This is a genomic window from Micromonospora sp. NPDC048169 (assembly GCF_040652815.1).
Taxonomy (GTDB): domain Bacteria; phylum Actinomycetota; class Actinomycetes; order Mycobacteriales; family Micromonosporaceae; genus Micromonospora.
Map to the genome: position 1 here is coordinate 46,394 of NZ_JBEZMS010000001.1, position 19,671 is coordinate 66,064.

The 19,671-nt window shown below is 75.3% G+C and carries 18 protein-coding genes; 9 read left to right on the plus strand and 9 right to left on the minus strand.

Features of this window, described 5'->3' with window-relative positions:
- Window positions 1-162: 162 nt before the first annotated feature.
- Window positions 163-1,287, plus strand: a complete 1,125-nt coding sequence (gcvT, locus tag AB0D28_RS00185) for a glycine cleavage system aminomethyltransferase GcvT (RefSeq protein ID WP_357380571.1) — start codon at window positions 163-165, stop codon at window positions 1,285-1,287.
- Between the two features lie 10 nt (window positions 1,288-1,297).
- Here the strand turns inward: gcvT and AB0D28_RS00190 are convergent, their stop codons facing one another.
- The 4 genes from AB0D28_RS00190 to AB0D28_RS00205 all read right to left on the minus strand — a co-directional run bounded on the left by AB0D28_RS00190 (window position 1,298) and on the right by AB0D28_RS00205 (window position 5,603).
- Window positions 1,298-2,587, minus strand: a complete 1,290-nt coding sequence (locus AB0D28_RS00190; protein WP_357380573.1) for a DUF2314 domain-containing protein — start codon at window positions 2,585-2,587, stop codon at window positions 1,298-1,300.
- A gap of 63 nt (window positions 2,588-2,650) precedes the next feature.
- A complete protein-coding gene (gene cobS / locus AB0D28_RS00195; protein WP_357380575.1) occupies window positions 2,651-3,424 on the minus strand; it encodes an adenosylcobinamide-GDP ribazoletransferase in 774 nt (257 codons plus the stop codon).
- The gene (locus AB0D28_RS00200) at window positions 3,414-5,345 is read right to left on the minus strand and encodes a bifunctional adenosylcobinamide kinase/adenosylcobinamide-phosphate guanylyltransferase (RefSeq protein WP_357380577.1); all 1,932 of its coding nucleotides are present in this window, start codon (window positions 5,343-5,345) and stop codon (window positions 3,414-3,416) included. The genes cobS and AB0D28_RS00200 overlap by 11 nt, the downstream gene beginning before the upstream one ends.
- Before the next feature lie 48 nt (window positions 5,346-5,393).
- Window positions 5,394-5,603 carry a hypothetical protein gene (locus AB0D28_RS00205; RefSeq protein ID WP_030500114.1) on the minus strand — a complete coding sequence of 70 codons (210 nt, stop codon included), beginning with the start codon at window positions 5,601-5,603 and terminating at the stop codon, window positions 5,394-5,396.
- Window positions 5,604-5,778: 175 nt separating this feature from the next.
- On the opposite strand from AB0D28_RS00205, the gene AB0D28_RS00210 reads away from it, so the two are divergent.
- Entirely contained in the window at window positions 5,779-5,979 is a 201-nt protein-coding gene (locus AB0D28_RS00210) for a hypothetical protein (protein ID WP_120568738.1), read from the plus strand.
- Window positions 5,976-6,770 (plus strand): site-2 protease family protein, encoded by a 795-nt coding sequence (locus AB0D28_RS00215; protein ID WP_357380580.1) that lies wholly within the window; start codon window positions 5,976-5,978, stop codon window positions 6,768-6,770. Before AB0D28_RS00210 ends, AB0D28_RS00215 begins: the two co-directional genes overlap by 4 nt.
- 52 nt (window positions 6,771-6,822) lie before the next feature.
- Here AB0D28_RS00215 and AB0D28_RS00220 read toward each other — a convergent pair whose 3' ends face one another.
- A complete protein-coding gene (locus AB0D28_RS00220) occupies window positions 6,823-7,821 on the minus strand; it encodes an aldo/keto reductase family protein (protein ID WP_357380582.1) in 999 nt (332 codons plus the stop codon).
- Between the two features lie 24 nt (window positions 7,822-7,845).
- A complete protein-coding gene (locus tag AB0D28_RS00225) occupies window positions 7,846-9,501 on the minus strand; it encodes a WG repeat-containing protein (protein WP_357380584.1) in 1,656 nt (551 codons plus the stop codon).
- A gap of 859 nt (window positions 9,502-10,360) precedes the next feature.
- Here AB0D28_RS00225 and AB0D28_RS00230 point away from each other — a divergent pair.
- The 4 genes from AB0D28_RS00230 to AB0D28_RS00245 all read left to right on the plus strand — a co-directional run bounded on the left by AB0D28_RS00230 (window position 10,361) and on the right by AB0D28_RS00245 (window position 15,686).
- Complete coding sequence (locus AB0D28_RS00230; RefSeq protein ID WP_357380586.1) at window positions 10,361-10,600, plus strand: hypothetical protein; 240 nt, start codon at window positions 10,361-10,363, stop codon at window positions 10,598-10,600.
- A gap of 2,422 nt (window positions 10,601-13,022) precedes the next feature.
- Window positions 13,023-13,874 carry an ABC-2 family transporter protein gene (locus AB0D28_RS00235; RefSeq protein WP_357380588.1) on the plus strand — a complete coding sequence of 284 codons (852 nt, stop codon included), beginning with the start codon at window positions 13,023-13,025 and terminating at the stop codon, window positions 13,872-13,874.
- Window positions 13,875-13,902: 28 nt separating this feature from the next.
- Window positions 13,903-14,703 (plus strand): ABC-2 family transporter protein, encoded by an 801-nt coding sequence (locus AB0D28_RS00240; RefSeq protein WP_357381150.1) that lies wholly within the window; start codon window positions 13,903-13,905, stop codon window positions 14,701-14,703.
- Window positions 14,700-15,686, plus strand: a complete 987-nt coding sequence (locus AB0D28_RS00245) for an ATP-binding cassette domain-containing protein (protein ID WP_357380590.1) — start codon at window positions 14,700-14,702, stop codon at window positions 15,684-15,686. Before AB0D28_RS00240 ends, AB0D28_RS00245 begins: the two co-directional genes overlap by 4 nt.
- On the opposite strand, the gene AB0D28_RS00250 is transcribed toward AB0D28_RS00245, so the two are convergent.
- Entirely contained in the window at window positions 15,670-16,230 is a 561-nt protein-coding gene (locus tag AB0D28_RS00250; protein ID WP_357380592.1) for an XRE family transcriptional regulator, read from the minus strand. The genes AB0D28_RS00245 and AB0D28_RS00250 overlap by 17 nt on opposite strands.
- A 67-nt stretch (window positions 16,231-16,297) precedes the next feature.
- Between AB0D28_RS00250 and AB0D28_RS00255 the strand changes: the two genes are divergently transcribed.
- Together AB0D28_RS00255 and AB0D28_RS00260 are read left to right on the plus strand one after the other, a co-directional pair.
- Window positions 16,298-17,170, plus strand: a complete 873-nt coding sequence (locus AB0D28_RS00255; RefSeq protein ID WP_357380594.1) for an AzlC family ABC transporter permease — start codon at window positions 16,298-16,300, stop codon at window positions 17,168-17,170.
- Window positions 17,164-17,472, plus strand: coding sequence for an AzlD domain-containing protein (locus tag AB0D28_RS00260; protein ID WP_357381152.1), 309 nt, complete (start codon window positions 17,164-17,166; stop codon window positions 17,470-17,472). The genes AB0D28_RS00255 and AB0D28_RS00260 overlap by 7 nt, the downstream gene beginning before the upstream one ends.
- 53 nt (window positions 17,473-17,525) lie before the next feature.
- Here AB0D28_RS00260 and AB0D28_RS00265 read toward each other — a convergent pair whose 3' ends face one another.
- Together AB0D28_RS00265 and murA are read right to left on the minus strand one after the other, a co-directional pair.
- The gene (locus AB0D28_RS00265; protein WP_357380596.1) at window positions 17,526-18,134 is read right to left on the minus strand and encodes a DUF3043 domain-containing protein; all 609 of its coding nucleotides are present in this window, start codon (window positions 18,132-18,134) and stop codon (window positions 17,526-17,528) included.
- 80 nt (window positions 18,135-18,214) lie between these two features.
- Complete coding sequence (gene murA / locus AB0D28_RS00270) at window positions 18,215-19,570, minus strand: UDP-N-acetylglucosamine 1-carboxyvinyltransferase (RefSeq protein ID WP_357380599.1); 1,356 nt, start codon at window positions 19,568-19,570, stop codon at window positions 18,215-18,217.
- Between the last annotated feature and the right edge of the window lie 101 nt (window positions 19,571-19,671).

Genomic DNA, 19,671 nt, shown 5'->3' on the forward strand with positions numbered 1-19,671 from the left:
GCTACTCCGGGCGGGCCGGGCCGGCCGCGTCGTCGCGTACCGGCGATGAAGGTGTCTCCGGCGGCAACCTACCCGCCGGGAGGCGTGGCTGTCCCGCCGATGCGTGCCGACGGGATCCCGCCGATGCTATCCACAGCGGCCCCGGCCGGTAAGTTGCCACCCATGACCGAGGTGACCTCCGACGCCGCCGAGACCCGGCTGCGCCGCTCCCCGCTGCACGAGCGGCACACCGCGCTCGGCGCGAAGTTCGCCCCCTTCGGGGGCTGGCAGATGCCGCTCGAGTACGCCGGTGGCGGCGTGCTCAAGGAACACACGGCCGTCCGCGAGGGCGTCGGCGTGTTCGACGTCTCCCACCTGGGCAAGATCCGGGTCACCGGGCCGGGCGCCGCGGACTTCGTCAACGCCTGCCTCAGCAACGACCTCGGCCGGATCGGCCCCGGCCAGGCGCAGTACACGCTCTGCTGCGACGACGCGACCGGCGGCGTGGTGGACGACATCATCGCCTACCTGCACGCCGACGACCACGTCTTCCTGATCCCCAACGCCGCGAACACCGCCGAGGTCGCCCGCCGGTTGCGCGCCGCCGCGCCCGAGGGCGTCACCGTCACCGACGAGCACGAGGCGTACGCGGTGCTCGCCGTCCAGGGGCCGCGCTCCGCCGACCTGCTGGGCGCGCTCGGGCTGCCCACCGGGCACGACTACATGAGCTTCTCCACCGCCACGCTGGACGGTGTGGAGCTGACCGTCTGCCGCACCGGCTACACCGGCGAGCTGGGCTTCGAGCTGGTCGTGGCGTCCGAGCACGCGGTCGCCGTCTGGGACGCGCTCTTCGCGGCGGCAGGCGACGTACGCGCCTGCGGCCTGGCCGCCCGGGACACGCTGCGCACCGAGATGGGCTACCCGCTGCACGGACAGGACCTCTCCCCGGAGATCACCCCGGTGCAGGGCCGTTCCGGCTGGGCGGTGGGCTGGGACAAGCCGGCGTTCTGGGGCCGCGACGCGCTGCGCGCCGAGAAGGCCGCCGGCCCGGCCCGTACGCTGCGCGGCCTCGCCGCCGTCGACCGGGCCATCCCGCGACCCGGCATGGCCGTGTACGCGGGCGACCGGCGGGTCGGCACCGTCACCAGCGGCACGTTCAGCCCGACGCTCAAGCACGGCATCGCGCTGGCGCTGGTCGACACCGACCCGAAGCTGCCCGACGGGGACGAGCTGGAGGTGGACATCCGGGGCCGCCGGGCCCGGATGCGCCTGACCAGGCCGCCGTTCGTCGAGCCGTCGGTGCGCTGAGCAGCGCGGGTCAGCCCTCGCCGCGCTCCCCGGCGTCGAGGACCGCCTGCGTCCAGCCGCCCTCCAGCACGCCGGTGCCGTCCAGCACCGCCCAGTCGACCACGTCCGACGCCTCCACCACCACGGGCGAGCCGATCCGCACGCTCGGGTCGGTGTTGGCGTCGCTGGCGCTGGCCGCGACGATCCGTTCCGGCGTGTCCCACGAGGTCACCCCGGCCCAGACGTACTCGGGGCCGTCGTCGCCGGGCAGCCCGTACTTGACCACGAGCTGGCTCTCGTCGGGCAGCCGCCCGGCCAGGAACCGGGCCCGGATGTCGCCGAGCGCCGCGCGGGCGGTCTCCACCGCGCGGCTCATCGCGTCACCGGTGCGGGTGTAGCGCACGTCCGGCTGGATGCCGTTGAACAGCGTCGCGCAGGCGGCGGCGAAGTAGCGGCCGGGCGGCCCCGGATGCCCGGGCGGCGGGCTGAGGCTCAGGAACGAGTCCGCGTCCGGGTCGGTGGCCGGGTCCAGTTCCAGCCGCAGCAGCACCGGCGCGGTCGCGCCGTGCTGCTCCGGATTGCCGTACGCGACGGCGATGTCGTGCCCGGTCACCGTGGCCAGCACCGGCAGCTGCACGAACGCCGGCACCTCCTCGCCGGTGAGCCCGTCGGTCCAGTCCCGCAGCAACCGCCGGGCCGCGCCCGTCATCACCGCGCCCCACGCCCGGGTCAGGTGGTCCGGTACGCCCTGGGCCTGCAACTCCAGCAGCCCGAACCGGCGCAGCCCCTTCGTGGTGAACCACAACCCGTCGGCGTCGGAGGAGTAGGGCACCAGCACCCAGTCGACGAGCCGGATCCGGCCCTGCTCGTCGGGCAGGGAACGCAACGCCGTGGCCGGGTCGAGGAACTGGAGCCCGAAGACGTCCACCACGTCCCCGCCGACCGTCTCGGCGACCGCCGCGGCCACCGCGCGGGCCGCCCACTCGTGCGCGGGCGGCCAGCCCGGCCGGTACTCGGCCTGCACCACCACCAGGTGGGTGGCGGCGGCCAGCCGGGCGAGCTGCTCCTCGGTGGCGCCGAACGCGGTGAGCAGGTCCGGCGGCAGCTCGGGGAACTCGTCGACGGTACGGGTGTCAACGGTCATCAGCGGGCTGTCGAGCATCTGCCGGGCCAGCCCGTGCACCGGCTCGGCGAGCCGTCCGGCCAGCCCTTCCACAGCCGTCTTCGGGCTCACCTTCGGCAGCCCGGTGATCGGCACCAGGTAGGTCGCGTCGAGCGACTCGGGCACCGGTACCGGCAGGAAGTCGTCCGTGATGAGCATGCCGTCCCCCTCGACCGCGCCGGTGCACTCGCCCCGAACGCTACCCGCCCGGACCGGTCACGCTCAGCCGGTCAGCACCAGTCCCAGGTAGGACAGCGTGGTGACGACCTCCACGAGCGCCCCGAGCACGTCGCCGGTGATGCCGCCGAAGCGGCGTACCAGGTGCCGGAGCAGCCCGGCCGCGACGGCGAGCGCGCCGAGCACGGCGAGCGGCCCCTGCCACGGACGGTCCGGGACGGCGGGCACGGCCGCCAGCGCGACGGCGAGCGCGCCGAGCGCCGGCGCGCCCCACCCGAGCGTGCCTGCGACCAGCGCGCCCAGGCCCTCGGGCCGGGCCGCCGGCACGCCGCGCCGGCAGGCCAGGCCGACGGCGAGCCGCCCGGCCGCGGTGGCCGCGACCACGGCGGCGAACGCGGCGAGCGCCCCCCGGCCGGCCAGCTCCGCGAGCACCGCGCTCTGGAGCAGGAGTACGACCACCAGCGCGACCACCCCGAACGGGCCGACGTCCGGCTGCTTCATGATCTCCAGCGCGGCCGGCCCGCGCCGGTACGAGCCGAGTGCGTCCACGGTGTCGGCCAGCCCGTCCAGGTGCAGGCCCCGGGTGAGCAGCGCGCCCAGTCCCACGGTGACCACGGCGGCGACGAGTGGTGGCGCGAGCGCGCCGGTGAGCAGCAGCACCCCGCCGAGTACGGCGCCGAGCAGCGCCCCGACCAGCGGGGCGAGCGCCATCGCGGTGCCCGCGGCGGCCCGGTCGACGCGTCCGGCGCGTACCGGTGCGGTGGTGAACGTGGTGAGCGCCAGCCGGATGCCGTCGGCGAGCCGTGCCTCAGTCGGCACGTCGGCCGGGGGAGACCGGTTCGTCGGACCCGGTCGTGGCCGGGCCCGGGCCGGCCGGCTCCGGCTCGGCGAAGTCCGGTTCGTCGCCGGTCCGGCCGTCGTCGGTGTCGGTGTCGGTGTCGTCGTCGGGGCCGCCCAGCGACGGGTGCACCGGCAGCGTGGCGGCGAGCGTCAGCGCGGAGCGCAGCAGCGGCAGCGCGGCCAGCGCGGTCGCCCCCTCGCCCAGGTCGAGCCGCAGGTCCACCAGCGGGGTCAGGCCGAGCACGTCGGCGGCGAGGCGTACGCCCGGACGGCCGCCGTGGTCGGGCAGCAGGCACCAGTGCCGGGCCTGGCCGGCCAGGTCGCGGCTGACCATGGCGGCGGCGGTGCCCACCGGACCGTCCAGCAGCACCGGCACCTTGCGGGCGGTGGCGCCCAGCAGCACGCCGGTGGCCAGCGCGATGTCGCCGCCGCCCAGCTCGGCCAGCACGTCCTTGGCCTCGCGGGCGGAGCGCCGGGTGCGGTGCAGCGCGTCCCGCACCGCCGCGCAGCGGACCATCCAGGCGGCGTCGTCGATCTCGCCCTGCTCGGTGACCACCCGGCCGAGCACCGTCGGCGGCTCCGCGCCCGCGGTGGCCGCGAGCACCGCCGCGGCGGCGGTCTCGGCGCCCGCGCCGCACGCGGCGAGCACCAGCAACCGCACGCCCGCGTCGGCGGCCTGCTCGGCGAGCCGCCAGCCGTAGCGCAGCGCCGCCTCCACCTCGTCGGCGGACAGCGCCGGACCGTCCTCGATCGGCGCCGAGGCGGGCGCCTCGACGATCTGGAGGCCGGCGCGGTTCTCGGCGGCGAGCCGGGCCAGCGCGCCCCGGCCGGCGCGGGCCTGCCGGGCGCGGCGGCCCGACTCACCGGGCGTCGCGCCGGCCGACGCGCCGCCCGCGTGGTCGCCCTGGATCAGCAGTACGCGAACCGAGTCCCACGGACGCGGCGTCGAGGTGCCCTGGGTGGCGGCGGCGAAACCGACCACCTGTTCCAGCACGCCGAGGCCGGCGCCGGGGAGGTCGAGGGTGGCGAGCCGGTCGACGGCCTGCGGCCCGGTGTAGTCGTCGGGCATCGGCAGTTCCATGCCCGGCTGGATGACCAGGCCGGTGGCGATCATCGGCAGCGCCATGGTCGGTGCGGCCCAGTCGCCGGTATCCGGTGCTTCGGGGGTGGCCGGTGCGGGCACGGGGGCGGCGGCGGGGGTGAGCACCTCGGGCAGCGTCACGTCCCCGGCGCCGAGGTCGGCCGGTACGGCCTGGGCCGACACGGTCTGGTTCGTGGTGGCCCAGGCCGGCGCGGTGTGGATCGACGCGGCCTCGGGCGACGTGGCGGCGGGCGGCACGGCGTGCGCCGGGGTGGCCGGCTTGAGCCACGCGGTCTGCCCGGCGACCACGAGCGCGACCGCGTCGCAGGCGTCGGCGACCGCGCGGTTCGTCGCGCCGAGCGCGTCGGTGAACGCCCGGCCCAGCGGCGTGGTGGGCACCAGGGACAGGCCCACCTCCGGGCTGACCAGCACCACCCGGGCCGCGGTGGAGCGCACCGCCGTGGCCAGCTCGGTGATCGTGGCGGTGTCGTCGGCCGGCTGGTGGGCCGGATCGAGCAGCACCGTCACCCAGCCGCCCAGGTCGTCCACGAGCAGCGTCTCGTTCGGTCCGGCGCTGGCGATCACCTCGACCAGCCGGCCCGGGTTCGCGGCCGTCTCCTCGGTGGTCCAGCTTCCCGGCCGGCGGGCGCGGTGCGCCGCGAGGCGGGTCGCCCACTCGGTGTCCTCCGGGTCCCCGGCGGGGGCGGTGGCCACGTACCGGACCGTGGGCGCGTCGGCGACCAGTGACTCGGCGAACTCGGACTTGCCGGAGCGGATACCGCCGAGCACGAGGAGGGTGTGCCACCCGTCAACGGACATGCCCCGTACCTTAGATGCCGCCGCCCGGGCGGGGCAGTGAGAGGTGGCTCATCGCGGTCGGCGCTCGGGGGCCTCGAAGCGATAGTCGTTGGGATTCACGTCAACCGGCTTCGGATCCTCCTGCCAGGCTCCCTCGCCGGGGCGGGCGAGGAGCGCGTCGAGCAGCTCCTCCCGGTCCATCTCGTGGGCCGCCTCGATGCCGCCGCGTACCGCCATCGCCCGCACCTCCTCGGTGTCCATCTCCCGCAACGGCCGCATGGTGTCCTCCCTCGCTGACGACGTCGGGCGTGGATACCCCGTTGGTGACGGCCGAACCTTGCGGGCACCCGCGCGTCGGCCCGCGCCGGTCGAGGGGTGAAGCGTCGTGGGCGGGCGACTAGGCTTGCGGAGGTTTGGCGTCCTGCGGGACGACGGCGGCGAGGGGAGACGCGGCATGGCGTGGAGCTGGCGGTACGAGGGCACGAACGGCGACGCGGTCGACGGACCCGCCGAATCGTTCACGAGCCAGGCGGACGCCGAGTCGTGGATCGGCCAGACCTGGCGGGAGCTCGCGGCATCCGGCGTCACCACAGTCGTGCTCGTCGAGGACGACCGGGTGGACTACCGGATGAGCCTGCAACCCCCGGCCGAATGACCGGCTACGACCGCCCGGGTGAGCCGCTGGTCCTCGGCGTGCCCCGGGCGGCGTTCCGGCCGAGCCCGATCTTCCTGGCCCTGGTGGCGCTCTTCGTCGCCTCCGGGGTGATGACCTGGAACCGGTACGGCAACGTCGGCTTCGACGTGTTCCTCTTCGTCGTCTCCGGCTGGCTGGTCTCGCTCTGCCTGCACGAGTACGCGCATGCCGTGGTCGCGTACCGGGCCGGCGACCGGGACATCGCGCACCGCGGCTATCTCACGCTCAACCCGCTGAAGTACACCAGCCCGCTGCTGTCCATCGTGCTGCCGGTCGTCGTGGTGCTGCTCGGCGGCATCGGCCTGCCCGGCGGCGCGGTCTGGGTCGACCGGCACTCCATCCCCGGCCGGCTGCGGCACACGCTCGTCAGCCTGGCCGGGCCCGCCACGAACGTGCTGTTCACGCTGGTGCTGGTGGCGGCCGTGGCGTGGGGGCCGGAACTGGGCGGGCCGCTGGAGTTCTGGGCCGGCGTCGGACTGCTCGCGTTCCTCCAGCTCACCGCCAGCGTGCTCAACCTGCTGCCGGTGCCGGGCCTGGACGGCGGCAACATGCTCCAGCCCTGGCTCAGTCCCGCCTACCGGCGGATGTACGACCTGTTCGCCCCGTACGGCTTCATCCTGCTGTTCGCGCTGCTGTGGAGCCCGCAGATCAACAGGGTGTTCTTCGGCGCGGTCTTCGCGGTCGGCGACGCGCTCGGCCTGCCGCGCGAGCTGTACCAGATCGGCTACGCCCTGATCCGCTTCTGGGAGTAGCCGGACCGGTCGTCCCCGGGCCGGCGCGAACCGGCCCGGGAACGACGCGACGTCACGGGCGCTGGGCCGGGCTCTCGGTCTTCGCCGGGTCCCGCTCGGTGACCGGCTCGACGATCTCGTCGATCGCCTTGAGCAGGTCGGCGTCGAGCTTCACGCCCGCCGCCTTCACGTTGTCGTGCACCTGCTCCGGCCGGGACGCGCCGACGATCGCCGAGGCGACGTTCGGGTTCTGCAGCACCCACGCGACGGCGAGCTGCGGCATGGTCAGCCCGGCCTGCTCGGCCAGCGGCTTGAGCCGCTGCACCCGGGTGAGCACGTCGTCGGTCATGAACCGGGCGATGAACCCCGCGCCGGACTTCTCGTCGGTGGCGCGGGAGCCGGCCGGCGGCGGCTGGCCCGGCAGGTACTTGCCGGACAGCACCCCCTGGGCCATCGGCGACCAGACGATCTGGCCGATGCCCAGCTCCTCGCTGGTGGGGACGACCTCGGTCTCGATGACCCGCCACAGCATCGAGTACTGCGGCTGGTTCGAGATCAGCGGGATGCGCAGCTCGCGGGCCAGCGCGTGCGCCTCGCGCAGCTGGGACGCCTTCCACTCGGAGACGCCGATGTAGTGCGCCTTGCCGGAGTGGACGACGTCGGCGAACGCCTCCATCGTCTCCTCCAGCGGCGTGCTGTAGTCGTAGCGGTGGGCCTGGTAGAGGTCCACGTGGTCGGTCTGGAGACGACGCAGCGAACCGTCGATCGACTCCATGATGTGCTTACGGGACAGACCCCTGTCGTTGCGGCCGGGACCGGTCGGCCAGTAGACCTTGGTGAAGATCTCCAGCCCTTCGCGACGCTCGCCCTTGAGCGCGCGGCCGAGCACCGACTCGGCGCGGGTGCCCGCGTACACGTCGGCGGTGTCGAAGGTGGTGATGCCGCTGTCGAGGGCGGCCCGGACGCAGGCGACCGCCGCGTCCTCCTCCACCTGCGAGCCGTGGGTGATCCAGTTGCCGTACGAGATCTCGCTGACCATCAGGCCGGAGCGGCCCAGGTGACGGAATTCCATGCTCCGACCCTAGACCCGCCCGGGTCAGAGCACCGGGCTGGCGTCGGCCAGCAGTCTGTCGATCTCCGCGACCACCGCCGAGCGGCCCGGGTGCACCGGGTCGATGAGCGGCTCGCCGCGCCGGTCCAGCGCCCCCCACCGGCCCGACTCGGCGGCGAACAGGAACGCCACCGGGTGCACCACCACCGTCGGGTACGCGGGCGTCACCACCACCCGTCCGGTCCGGTCCACCACGCCCCGGCGGCCGGCCAGCTCGACCACCGCCAGTCCGTCGGCGGTGAACCCGTCGGCCTCCCGCCCGTCCGCCAGCGGCGTGCCGATCCGGTGGTAGCGGGTCGGCACCACCACCTCGCCGGCGAGGTCCACCGCGCCCCAGCCGCCGTTCTGCCGTACCGCCGCCAGGCCGTTGCGGAACGGCCGGGCCTCCTCGTAGCCGGGCGGGATCTTCACGATGTTCATCCGGTCGACGGCCATCCACCGGCTCTTGCCGTCCATCGACACCCAGGACAGCCCGTCGGAGAAGGGCAGCACCGACCGGTAGCCGTTGTTCGCCTCGATCAGCGCCGCGCCGGACGTGTCGATCAGCGCCCAGCGGGACGCCTCCGGTCGCCGTACCCAGGCCAGTCCCTCGTGGAACGGCTGCGCCTCGGCGTACCGGTGCGCGATGACCATCTCGCCGTCGGCGTCCGCGTACCCCCAGAGCCGCTGTTCCTCGTCGAACGTCGCCACCGGCGGACGTGGCGTGCCGAGCACCTCCTCGGGCCGGCGCGGCGCGGGCCCGAACCCGTCGGCGGCGGCCCGTTCGGCGACCGCGTCCAGCGCGACCTCGACCCGGGCGTTGAGCTGCGCGTCCTCGCCGTGACGCAGGTCCAGCGCCCGCTCGAAGTGCAGGCACGCCTCGGTCAGCCGGCCCTGGTCGTAGCAGCAACGCCCGGCGTGCTCGTGCAGCAGCGCGCGCAGCCGGTCCGGCAGCTCCGGCGAGTTCGCCTCGGCGAACAACCGGTCCGCCTCCGCGTGGTCACCCCGCCACCGCAGCGCCTCGGCGAGCCGCGCGCGGGCCAGCGCGGTCCGCCGAAACTCGCCGGTAGCCTCGGCATACGTGACGGCCAGCCGCGCGTCGTCCAGCGCGTCGTCGAGGTCACCGAGGACCCGGGACGCCACCGCGCGCAGGCTGAGCAGCCGGGCCCGGCTGCGGTTGTCGAGCGCCGTGTCCAGCTTGCCGGTCAGCCCGTCCCGGATGACCCGCAGCCGCGCCGGATCGGGCGCCTCCTCGCGCAGCGTCCGCGGGTCCAGCCGCCAGGCGACAGCGGCGAGGGCCTGCTCCGGGTCCGCCGGGGGCGGCGCCGCCGGTTCGGGGGTACGCGGAGACGGCGCGTCGTCGGTCCGGCCGGCCGGGTCGGGTCGTGCTGCCGGCTCGCTGTCGTGCTCCGGTTCGGCGGGTTCGGTGGCGGGCTCGTCGGTCGCCGTCCCGGCGGGCGTCACCGGGGTGTCCTGCGGCGTGCCGGCGGTTTCGGCCGTGTCGGTGGCAGGCTCGTCTGCCGGTGCGGGCTCGGTGGGCGCGATGCCGGTGTGGCCGCCCTCGGCAGGTCCCGTGGTGTCGGCTTCGGCGGTTGCGGTGGCGCCGGTCGTGGTGCGGCTGGGCGCGGGTTCGTCGTCGGCCGCCTGCCGGGCCGGCGTCACGTCGGTGTGGCCGGCGTCGACCGGATCCGCCGTGCTGCCGGGACTGTCGCCGGTTGCGGGTGCGGTGGGCGTGACCTCCGCACGATCGGCGTCGGCCGATATCGGCGTGCCGCCTGCCGGTGCGCGGTCAGCGTCCCCGGGATGCGCGTTGCCGAGGTCTGCGTTTCCAGGGTCCGTGGGCGCCCCGCCTGGCGTGCCCTGCTCGTCGTCAGCGGCGCGGGCGGGCGTGCGCGGGTGCCCGGCCGCCGGACCGGTGGTCGTCGCGGCGTCCACCTGTGTGCCGGCGGCCGGTGCGGAAACGCGCGGTGGCTCGGTGGTGGGCGCGGGCTCGGTCGTCGCCTCCGGGGCGGGGCCGGTCGGCCCACCAGCGGTGGATGTCGCTGCGCCGACGCTGCTTGTGGACTCCCCGGAGCCGGGCTTCCTTTCGGACGGCGTGGCGGCGGCCGTGGCGGGTGCGCCGACGGGTTGCGCCGCCACGTTGGTTGGCCCCCGCGTGGCATCGCCGGTCGCCGGCTCGGCCCCGTCCGTCGAAGATCTTGGTACGAAAGGGCCCCCGGAAGGGCCGGAATCTTCCAAGATCTCTGACGGTTCCGCGTTCTGCGAGGGTGGGGGGACGGGCTGGTTCGGGCGGAACCACGCCTCGGCGCCGGAGGCCGTGACCGGGGAGGTCTTGTCCGTCGGGCCGTGCTCTGCCCGTTCTGCCCGTTCCGCCGGCTCGACGGTGCGGGCGGTGGTCTCCCCGGCCTCACGCCGTGCTGTGCCGGCCGTCGTTGCGGCGTCCACGACGCCCTCCTGACGGTCGGCCTCGGTGGCCGGTGTGGGCAGGGCGGCTACTTCGGACTGACGACGATCGGCAGCCGTGCCCGGCGTGACCGCGCCGTCCACAGTGGCCTCGGGCCGGCTGGTCGCGCCCGCCTCGGCGTTGGGCCGGCTGGCCACGCCCGCCTCGGCGGCGGCTCGGGAGACGATCGGAACCGGTGGGGTGACCTGGCGCTCCACCGGGTCGGTGGGCGTGGGCATGGCCGGCTCGGCCGGACCGGCCGGCGCGGGTACGGCCGACTGGTCGGCGGGCGCCCCGGCAGGTGTGGCGCCGGGGTAGGCCGGCGGTGCCGGACGAGCCGGCGCGGCCGGAACCGGGTTCGCCCGATCGACGGGAGGCGGGCCGTGACGATCGCCGGTCCGGTCCTGCTGTGGTCCCGGCCGGGTCGCGCCTTCGCTCCGGTCTGCCGACGGCGCCACGGGGGTGCCCGTGCCGGGAGCCGGGGCGCCCGCGACAGGCACGCCGGACCCCGGCGCAGGAGACGTGGGTCGTGGGGCGTCGCCGGTTCGGGGCAGGGCCGGGCCGTCACCGGGGCGGACGGGCGCAGCCGGCGGCGGCACGGGGCCGGGTCGTTCCGGGTTGAACCGGGGACGGGCGTCGGGGCGCGTGTGTGCGGCCGGTTCGACGGGTGCCGTCTCCCGGCCGTCACCGACCGGGGCAGGCGGGTGCGCGGCAGGCCGTACCGGCCACTGCGCCGGCGGCGAGGACCTGGGCGAATCCGGCGGTGCCGGCCTGCGTACGCCCGGTGCCGCCTGGGGATCGCCCGGCGCCGCCAGCCGGTCGTGCGGCGGTGCCGGCGGCGTACGGTGGTCGGCCGGCGGTGCCGGACCCCGATCGGGTCCCGGCCGGTGCCCGTCCGGGCGTGCCGGCCACTGCGGGGCACGGGCCTCGGGACGGGCGGTGAGGTCCGGCTGCGGCCGGTCGGGCTCGGCGCGGGGCGGGGCGGTGGGCGGCCGGGTGGCGGAGGGCCGGGAGCGCGGCTCGTCGCGGGAACCGGCGAGGTCGGGCTGGTCGCCCGGGCCGGCTGGACGGGTGGCCGGACGGCCGGAACCGCCCTGCTCCGGGTGGCGTACGTCGGCGCGGGCGGCTTCGGACGGCGGCATCGGGTACCGCTGCGCCGCCGGCCGGTCCGTGGTCGGGCGCCGGCGTTCGTCCGGCTGCCGTGGATCCGCCTCCGGGCGGGAACGTGGCCCGACGATCGGCCACTCGCCCTGGTGCGGGCGGGGGCGGTCGGCCGGTTGACGCTGATCGTGCCACCGCTGGTCGGCAGCGGGACGCGAGGCGCCGTAGCGGTCGGGCTCGGTCTGCGCCCGGCCGTTCTCCGGCGCGCGACGCTGGGCCTCGGAGTACGCGGCAGCCTCCCGGCCCGGCGCGCGGCCGTCCACCGGCTCCCGCCGGTCCACCGGCTCCCGCCGGTCCACCGGCTCATGCCCGTCCGCCGGAGGGCGCCGGTCCGGCTCGCGCCGGCCGTCACGGTGCGGTTCACGCCAGCCGTCGCGCGCCGGTCCGGCCCATCCCGCCGCGTCCCGCACCGGCGGAGTCACAGTGCCGTCGCGCCGGTCGACGGAGCGCCCGGTGCCGTGGTCACGCCGTCCGTCCGACGGGGATTCCCGGCGGTCGTCCGGGAAGACGCCACGGCGTCCGTCGGACGGAGACTCGCGACGCCCGGTGGGGGAGTGGTCGGGCTGCCGCGCGTCGGGCGCGGCACCCCACCGCTGTCCCGACGCGGCCGGCCGGCCGTCGGCCGGGTGCGGGCGATCGGCCCGGCGCTCGGCGGCGTGCGGGAACTCGTTCGGCTCCGGCATCCAGCCTTGCTGGGACGGCCGGCGCGGCGCGGCGTCGGGGCGCGTCCAGCGTTGGTCGAGACGCTCGGGCGGCACCGGCGGTCCGGGTCGATGCCGGTCCTCCGGCCAGGGCCGCCGTCCGTCCGCGCCGGGTCCGTCCGGGTGCCCACGCCGGTCGTCCGGTGCGTACCCGCCGCGACCCGCCGGGTACGCCCCGCGGGAAGCCGCCGGACCGTTCGACTCGGCCCCGCGCGGGCCCGCCGGACTCGTCGGGTACGTGCCGTACGGATCGGCCGGACTGACGGGGTACGTGCCGTGAACGCCGGCCGGACTGACGGGGTATGGCCCATGTGCGCCGGCCGGACTGACCGGATCGGCCCGGCGCGGACCGGCCGGGCTGACCGGATGCGTGCCGTGCGGCCCGGCCGGGTTGACCGGGTGCGTACCGTGCGGGCCGGCCGGGCTGACGGGATACGAGTCGTGCGGCGCAGCCGGGCTGACCGGGTAGGGGCCGTGTGGACCGGCCGGGCTGACCGGGTACGCGTCACGGGGAGCGGCCGGGCTGACCGGGTCGGCGGCGGGATTGACCGGGCGTACCTCGGCCCGGCCGACCACGGCGCGGGGGCGCGGCGTCAGGTTCTCGATGCCGATGTCACCCGGGTAGCGCTGCCCGGGGAACTGCGGCTGCCATTCGTGGGTGGGCTCGGCGGCCCAGGCCGGTTCGGCCGGCTCGCGCCAGCTGCCCCAGCCGCTCATCGGCAACCCCTCCCGCCGCTCGCGCGGGACGGCCCCGGGGCCGGCTCGCGTCGCTCGCTCACGGCGGTGTCACCTCATTGGAAATTCTCGCGCTGGGGCCCGGACATGCCGGTACAGTCGCCCGGTCCAGCACGTCGTGGCTGCGGAAGGAGGGTAACGGCGTGGGCTCGGTCACCGCCACTGTGGCACCACCCACCGGCGCACACGTTACCCCATGGTTTCGGACATTCGGCGCGATCGCGGCGGCCGGGTTCCGGCGGCACGCGACCTACCGTCAGGCGGCCGTGGCGGGGTTGTGCACGAACACCGTGTTCGGCTTCCTGCGCTGCTACATCTTCCTCGCCGCCACCGGCGCGGCGGGCACCGTGGCCGGCTACGACCGGGCGCAGCTCGCCACGTTCGTCTGGGCCGGTCAGGGACTGCTCGCGGTGATCGCCATCTGGGGCTGGACCGATCTGGCCGACCGGATCCGTACCGGTGAGGTGGCCGCCGACCTGCTGCGGCCGGTGCACCCGGTGACCAGCTACCTCGCCACCGACCTGGGCCGGGCCGGGTTCGCGTCGCTGGTCCGGATGGTGCCGCCGCTGGTGGTCGGCCCGTTCTTCTTCGCCGTGTACGTGCCCCGGCACTGGGCCACGGTGCCGCTGTTCCTGCTCTCCGCGCTGCTCGCGGTGGTGGTCTGCTTCGGTTGCCGCTACCTGGTGAACGCCACCGCGTACTGGCTGCAGGACGTCCGGGGCCCGATGATCCTGTGGACGCTCGGCTCCGGTGTGCTGGCCGGGCTCTACTTCCCGCTCGGCTTCCTGCCGGGCCCGCTGGAGACGGTCCTGCGGTACGCCACGCCGTTCCCCAGCATCCTCCAGGTGCCGCTGGACGTGCTGGTCGAGCGGGAGCCGATGGCCACCGGTCTCACCCTGGTCGCGGTGCAGGCCGGCTGGGCGGTGCTGCTGCTGGCGCTGTGCCGGCTGGTGCAGCGCCGCGCCGAACGCCGTCTGGTGGTCCAGGGTGGCTGAGCGCGGCAGCGCGCCCAGGGTGGCTGACCTGGCTGAACTGAGGGCGTACCGGGCGCTGCTCGGTGCGCAGGCGCGGTCGCAGGCGTCGTACCGCACCTCGTTCGTGGTGGACCTGGTCGGCAACGTGGGCGCCACCGTGTTCGACGTGGTCACCGTCCTGGTGATCTTCGGCGTGACGCGGGAGCTGGGCGGCTTCACGCTGCGCGAGACGCTCGTCGTGGTCGGCCTGTCGTCGTGCGGCTTCGCCACCGCCGATCTGCTGGTCGGCAACATCGAACGGCTTCCCCGGTACGTGCGCACCGGCCTCTTCGACGCCGTGCTGGTACGCCCGCTCGGGGCGCTGCCGCAACTGCTGCTGATGGACCTGCCGCTGCGCAAGCTGTCCCGGGCCGTGTTCGGGCTCGCCGTGCTGCTGTTCGCGCTCGCCTCGGCCGGCATCGACTGGACGCCGGGGCGGGTCGCGCTGGCGGTGGTCGCCCCGCTGGCCGCCGTGGTCTTCTTCGGGTCGGTCTTCGTGCTGACCGCGACCGTGTCGTTCTACTGGGTCGACTCGGGTGAGCTGGCGAACGCTGTCACCTACGGCGGGCGCGACTTCACCTCGTACCCGGTCACCGTGTACGGCGGGTGGTTCCGCGCGCTGTTCGCGTACGGATTGGGGTTCGCCTTCGTCAGCTACCACCCGGCGCTGGCGCTGCTGGGCCGCGCCGACCCGCTCGGCCTGCCGCCCTGGACGGGCTGGGCCGCGCCGGGCGTCGCGGTGGTCGCCGCGGCGCTGGCCGCCCTGGCCTGGCGCGTCGGGGTCCGTCACTACCGGAGTACGGGGTCATGAGCGTCATCGAGATGGACGGTCTGCGCAAGGAGTTCACGGTCCGGGTGAAGGCCGGGCCGCTGCGGCGCGAGAAGCGGACGGTGACCGCCGTCGACGGGGTCGACCTGCGGGTGGAGCGCGGCGAGATGCTCGGCTACATCGGCCCGAACGGCGCCGGGAAGTCGACCACGCTGAAGATGCTCACCGGCGTGCTGACACCGTCGGCGGGGCGGGCCCGGGTGTGCGGGCTGCGCCCGGTGGCCGACCGGACCCGGCTGGCGCTGCGCATCGGTGTGGTGTTCGGGCAGCGCTCGCAGCTCTGGTGGGACCTGCCGCTGCGGGACTCGTTCGACCTGCTGCGGCACGTCTACCGGGTGCCGGCCGGCGAGCACGCGGCCCGGCTGGCGCGCTGCCGGGAACTGCTCGACCTGGACGGGTTCCTGGACACTCCGGTCCGGCAGCTCTCGCTGGGTCAGCGGATGCGCGGCGAGCTGACCGCGGCGCTGCTGCACGGCCCGGAGGTGCTGTTCCTGGACGAGCCGACGATCGGCCTGGACGTGGTCAGCAAGCAGGCGGTACGCGGCTTCCTGGCCGAGCTGGGCCGGGCCGGGGACACCACGCTCGTGCTCACCACGCACGACCTGGCCGACATCGAGCGGCTGTGCCGGCGGCTCGTGGTGATCGACCACGGTCGGGTGGTGCACGACGGGTCGATCGCCGAGCTGCACCGCCGGTACGGCTCGCGCCGGATGGTGGTCGCCGAGCTGGACGCGGCGCTGCCCGAGCCGCCGGTGCTGCCCGGCGCCCCGGTGCAGCGGGTGGAGGCGGACGGGCGGCGGCTGGTCTTCGCGCTGGAGCGGGCGAGCGTCGCCGAGGTGGTGGCCGGGCTGGCCGGCCTGACCACGCTGCGGGACATCTCGATCGTGGAGCCGGACATCGAGGAGGTGGTGACGCGGCTCTACCGGGCGCCGGCCGAGACGTCAGCGGTCACGGGTGCTCCATGACGAGTACGGCGAAGGTACCGGGGGCCAGCGCCTCGTACCGGTGCGGGATGTCACCGGGGAAGGCGGCGTAGTCGCCGGGTCCCAGCTCGACCGGGTCGGCCTCCGGGCCGACGCGCATCCGGCCGGCGGCGACCACGACGTGCTCGACGCTGCGCGGGGTGTGCGCCTCGGCGATCCGTACCGCGCCGGGTTCTAGCTCCATCACGTAGACGTCGCGCCGGGCGTGCGGCGCTCCGGCGGCGAGCAGGGTGGCCGAGAAGTCAGCGTGCTCGGACCGGATCCGGGGCCCCTGCCCGGCGCGTACCACCCGGACGGCGGCGGTGGGCGGTTCGACCAGGCGGCTGAACGGTACGTCCAGCGCGACGCCGAGCGCCCAGAGCGTCTCCACGCTGGGGTTGCCGGCGCCGGACTCCAACTGGGACAGGGTGGACTTGGCGATCCCGGCGCGGCGGGCCAGCTCGGTCAGCGACAGGCCCGCCCGCTCGCGCTCGCGGCGCAGCGCGGCGGCGATGGTGGCGAGCGGGGGAGCGGGGTCTATCGCCATGTGTTCGCTCCATCGGTCGGTTTGTTCGGTTTGACGAACAAGCGTGTTCCCGTTCAGGATAATGGACATGCGTACGGCATACCGAACGGGCGACGCCCGGGTGCTCCGCGACGTCGCCGCCATCGGCGCGGCGATGCTCGCCGTCGGCGCGTCGTTCGGTGCCATGGCGGTGGCCGCCGGCCTGCCGGTCTGGGCCACGCTGGCCATGTCGGTGCTGGTCTACGCCGGGGGCGCCCAGTTCATGGCCGTCGGGCTCGTCGCGGCCGGCAGCCCGCTCGCGGCCGTCCTCGCCGGCCTGCTCCTGAACGCCCGGCACCTGCCGTTCGGCCTGGCTCTCGGCGGCGCGCTGGGCACCCGGCGGACGCAGCGGCTGCTCGGCAGCCACCTGATGACCGACGAGGCGACGGCGTTCGCGCTGGCCCGTCCGGCCGGGCCGCAGCGGCGCCGGGCGTTCTGGCTCGCCGGGGTGCTGCTGTTCCTCGCCTGGAACGCCGGCACCGCGCTCGGCGTGCTCGCCGGTGGCGCGGCCGGCGACCCGGCCGCCCTGGGACTCGACGCCGCGTTCCCGGCCGGACTGGCCGCCCTGCTGCTGCCCAGCCTGCGCGACCGGGAGACCCGCCGGGTGGCGATTCTCGGCGCCGTACTCGCCGTGCTGGCGACCCCGCTGCTGCCGGCCGGGCTGCCGGTGCTGCTCGCGCTCGCCGCGCTGGCCCTGCCGCTGCTGGCCCGCCGCCGCTCACCCGCCGCGGCGGACGACGCGGATGCCGCACCGCCCGGCGCGAACGCCGCACGGCCCGGCGCGGATGCCGCACGGCCCGGCGCGGATGCCGCGCTGCTGGACGCGGATGCCGTGCCGTCCGACCGGGACGCCGCCCCGGACGGGACCGCCGGCGAGGCGGCTGACGGCCGGAGCGTGCGGGCGTGGGAGGTCTCGTGCTGATCGCGGTGATCCTCGCGCTGGCCGCCGGCACCTACGGTTTCCGGGTCGCCGGTGTGCTGCTGCGGGACCGGCTGGACCTGCCCGAATGGGCCCGCCACCTGCTGCCGGTCGGCGCCGCGACGCTGCTGGCCGCGCTCGCCGCCACCGCGGCGCTCACCGAGGCCGGCGGCTTCGCCGGCTACGCCCGGCCCGCCGGAGTGCTCGTCGGCCTGCTGCTCGCCTGGCGCCGGGCCCCGTTCGTGCTGGTCGTGGTCGCGGCGGCGGCCACCACCGGGGTGTTGCGCCTGCTCGGGGTGGCCTGACAACGACGACGGCCCCTCCCCGCCGGGGCGGGAAAGGGCCGGTCCGGGGTCGGTCAGACCTTGTCGCCGATGTTCACCCGGGGTGCGGGCGCACGCATCCGGCGGAACGTGATCGACCGCATGATCGCGTAGAAGTAGAGCGAGCCGAGCTTCTCGGTGCTCTTGGGGAAGCGCTCGCGGACCAGCCGCTTGATCTTCCGGGAGATCAGCACCGAGTCGATCAGCACGCCGAGGGCCAGCGCGCCCCAGAGCACGTTCGACAGCAGCCGCACGATCGGCGGCATGGCCTGGTTGGAGCCGAACAGCACGATCAGCGCGCCGCCGAAGAACCATGTGCCGATCGTGCGCCGGGAGTCGACCACGTTGCGGGCCAGCAGCCGCTCCGGGCCCCTGTCACGCGGGCCGCCCTCGCGGCGGAACTCGGCCGCCGCCTCGGCGCGGGCGGCGCGACGCTGCGCGCGGGCCTCCTCCTTGGTCAGCGGCTTGGCCGGCGCGGTCGGCCGGCGGCCGGCGACCGGACGCTTCGGCGTGACCTGCCCGAGCTCCTTCTTGCTGGGCGTGTAGCCCCGGGGGCGGGCGGCGGCGGACTCCTCGTCGGCCGTCACAGTGGTGACGGAATCCTCGACGAGGTCGGCGGACTTGCGGCGAAACAGCGACGGCACGCGGCAAGGGTAGCCAACCGGCCGCGCCAGGTGCACATCACGGGTGCACCGGACGCGGCCGGGTCGGGCGGGCGGGACGGTCAGGGACGCTCGACGTGCGCGCCGAGGTCGGCCAGTTTGGCCTCGAAGTCCTCGTAGCCCCGGTTGATCAGGTCCACGCCGTACACCCGGGAGGTGCCCTCGGCGGCCAGCGCCGCGATCAGGTGGCTGAAACCGGCCCGCAGGTCCGGGATGACCAGGTCGGCCGCGTGCAGCTTGCTCGGCCCGGCGATCACCGCGGAGTGCTTGAAGTTGCGCCGGCCGAAGCGGCACGGGGTGCCGCCGAGGCAGTCCCGGTAGACCTGGATGTTGGCGCCCATCGTGTTCAGCGCCTCGGTGTAGCCGAGCCGCTGTTCGTAGACCGTCTCGTGGACGATCGACAGGCCACGGGCCTGGGTGAGCGCGACCACCAGCGGCTGCTGCCAGTCGGTCATGAAACCCGGGTGCACGTCGGTCTCCAGCGCCACCGCGTTCAGCTCGCCGCCCGGGTGCCAGAACCGGATGCCGCCCTCCTGGCCGGGGCTGCCGCCGCGCGGCGGGCGCAGGTCGGTGACCTCGTACTCGCCGCCGACCGACCGGAAGATGTTCAGGAAGGTCATCATGTCGGCCTGCTGGGCGCCCAGCACCTCGACGTGGCCGCGGGTGGCCAGCGCCGCCGCCGCCCAGCTCGCCGCCTCGATCCGGTCCGGGATCGGCCGGTGGGTGTAGCCGTGCAGCTTCTTGACGCCCTGGATCTCGATCACCCGGTCGGTGTGCACCTTGATGATCGCGCCCATCTTCTGCAGCACGCAGATGAGGTCGACGATCTCCGGCTCGACCGCCGCGTTGCGCAGCTCGGTGACGCCCTCGGCCATCACCGCGGTGAGCAGCACCTGCTCGGTGGCGCCCACGCTCGGGTACGGCAGCGAGAACTTCGTGCCGTGCAGCCCGTTGGGCGCGGACAGGTGCAGTCCCTCCGGCGTCTTCTCGACGGTGGCGCCGAACTCACGCAGCGCCTGGAGGTGGAAGTCGATCGGGCGCGGGCCGATGTGGCAGCCGCCCAGGTCGGGGATGAAGGCGTGGCCGAGCCGGTGCAGCAGCGGGCCGCAGAACAGGATCGGGATCCGGCTGGACCCGGCGTGCACGTTGATCTGGTCGGTGCTGGCGCTCTCGACGTTCGAGGGGTCGAAGACGAGCTCGCCCTCCTCGTCGCCGTCGCTGACCTTGACGCCGTGCAGGCCGAGCAGGCCGCGGACGACCTCGACGTCACGGATGCGTGGCACGTCGAACAGCCGGCTGGGTGTGTCGCCCAGCAGGGCGGCCACCATCGCCTTGGACACCAGGTTCTTCGCGCCGCGCACGCGGATCCGCCCTTCGAGCGGAGTACCTCCGTGTACGACCAGGACGTCGTCGGTCAACGCAACCTCCAGCGCGTTGGGTGCTGCCGTGTCTAGTGATGGGTGCACGAAGTTCATCGCTACCCGGAACGCGGTCATGGGAAAACGGGCCGCGTGTGTCG

Coding starts and splice junctions, on each gene's coding strand:
- AB0D28_RS00255 (WP_357380594.1), top strand. CDS start 16,298: ATGCGTACGGCATACCGAACGGGCGACGCCCGGGTGCTCCGCGACGTC.
- AB0D28_RS00200 (WP_357380577.1), bottom strand. CDS start 5,345: ATGTCCGTTGACGGGTGGCACACCCTCCTCGTGCTCGGCGGTATCCGC.
- AB0D28_RS00205 (WP_030500114.1), bottom strand. CDS start 5,603: ATGCGGCCGTTGCGGGAGATGGACACCGAGGAGGTGCGGGCGATGGCG.
- AB0D28_RS00210 (WP_120568738.1), top strand. CDS start 5,779: ATGGCGTGGAGCTGGCGGTACGAGGGCACGAACGGCGACGCGGTCGAC.
- AB0D28_RS00190 (WP_357380573.1), bottom strand. CDS start 2,587: ATGCTCATCACGGACGACTTCCTGCCGGTACCGGTGCCCGAGTCGCTC.
- AB0D28_RS00220 (WP_357380582.1), bottom strand. CDS start 7,821: ATGGAATTCCGTCACCTGGGCCGCTCCGGCCTGATGGTCAGCGAGATC.
- AB0D28_RS00250 (WP_357380592.1), bottom strand. CDS start 16,230: ATGGCGATAGACCCCGCTCCCCCGCTCGCCACCATCGCCGCCGCGCTG.
- AB0D28_RS00245 (WP_357380590.1), top strand. CDS start 14,700: ATGAGCGTCATCGAGATGGACGGTCTGCGCAAGGAGTTCACGGTCCGG.
- AB0D28_RS00215 (WP_357380580.1), top strand. CDS start 5,976: ATGACCGGCTACGACCGCCCGGGTGAGCCGCTGGTCCTCGGCGTGCCC.
- gcvT (WP_357380571.1), top strand. CDS start 163: ATGACCGAGGTGACCTCCGACGCCGCCGAGACCCGGCTGCGCCGCTCC.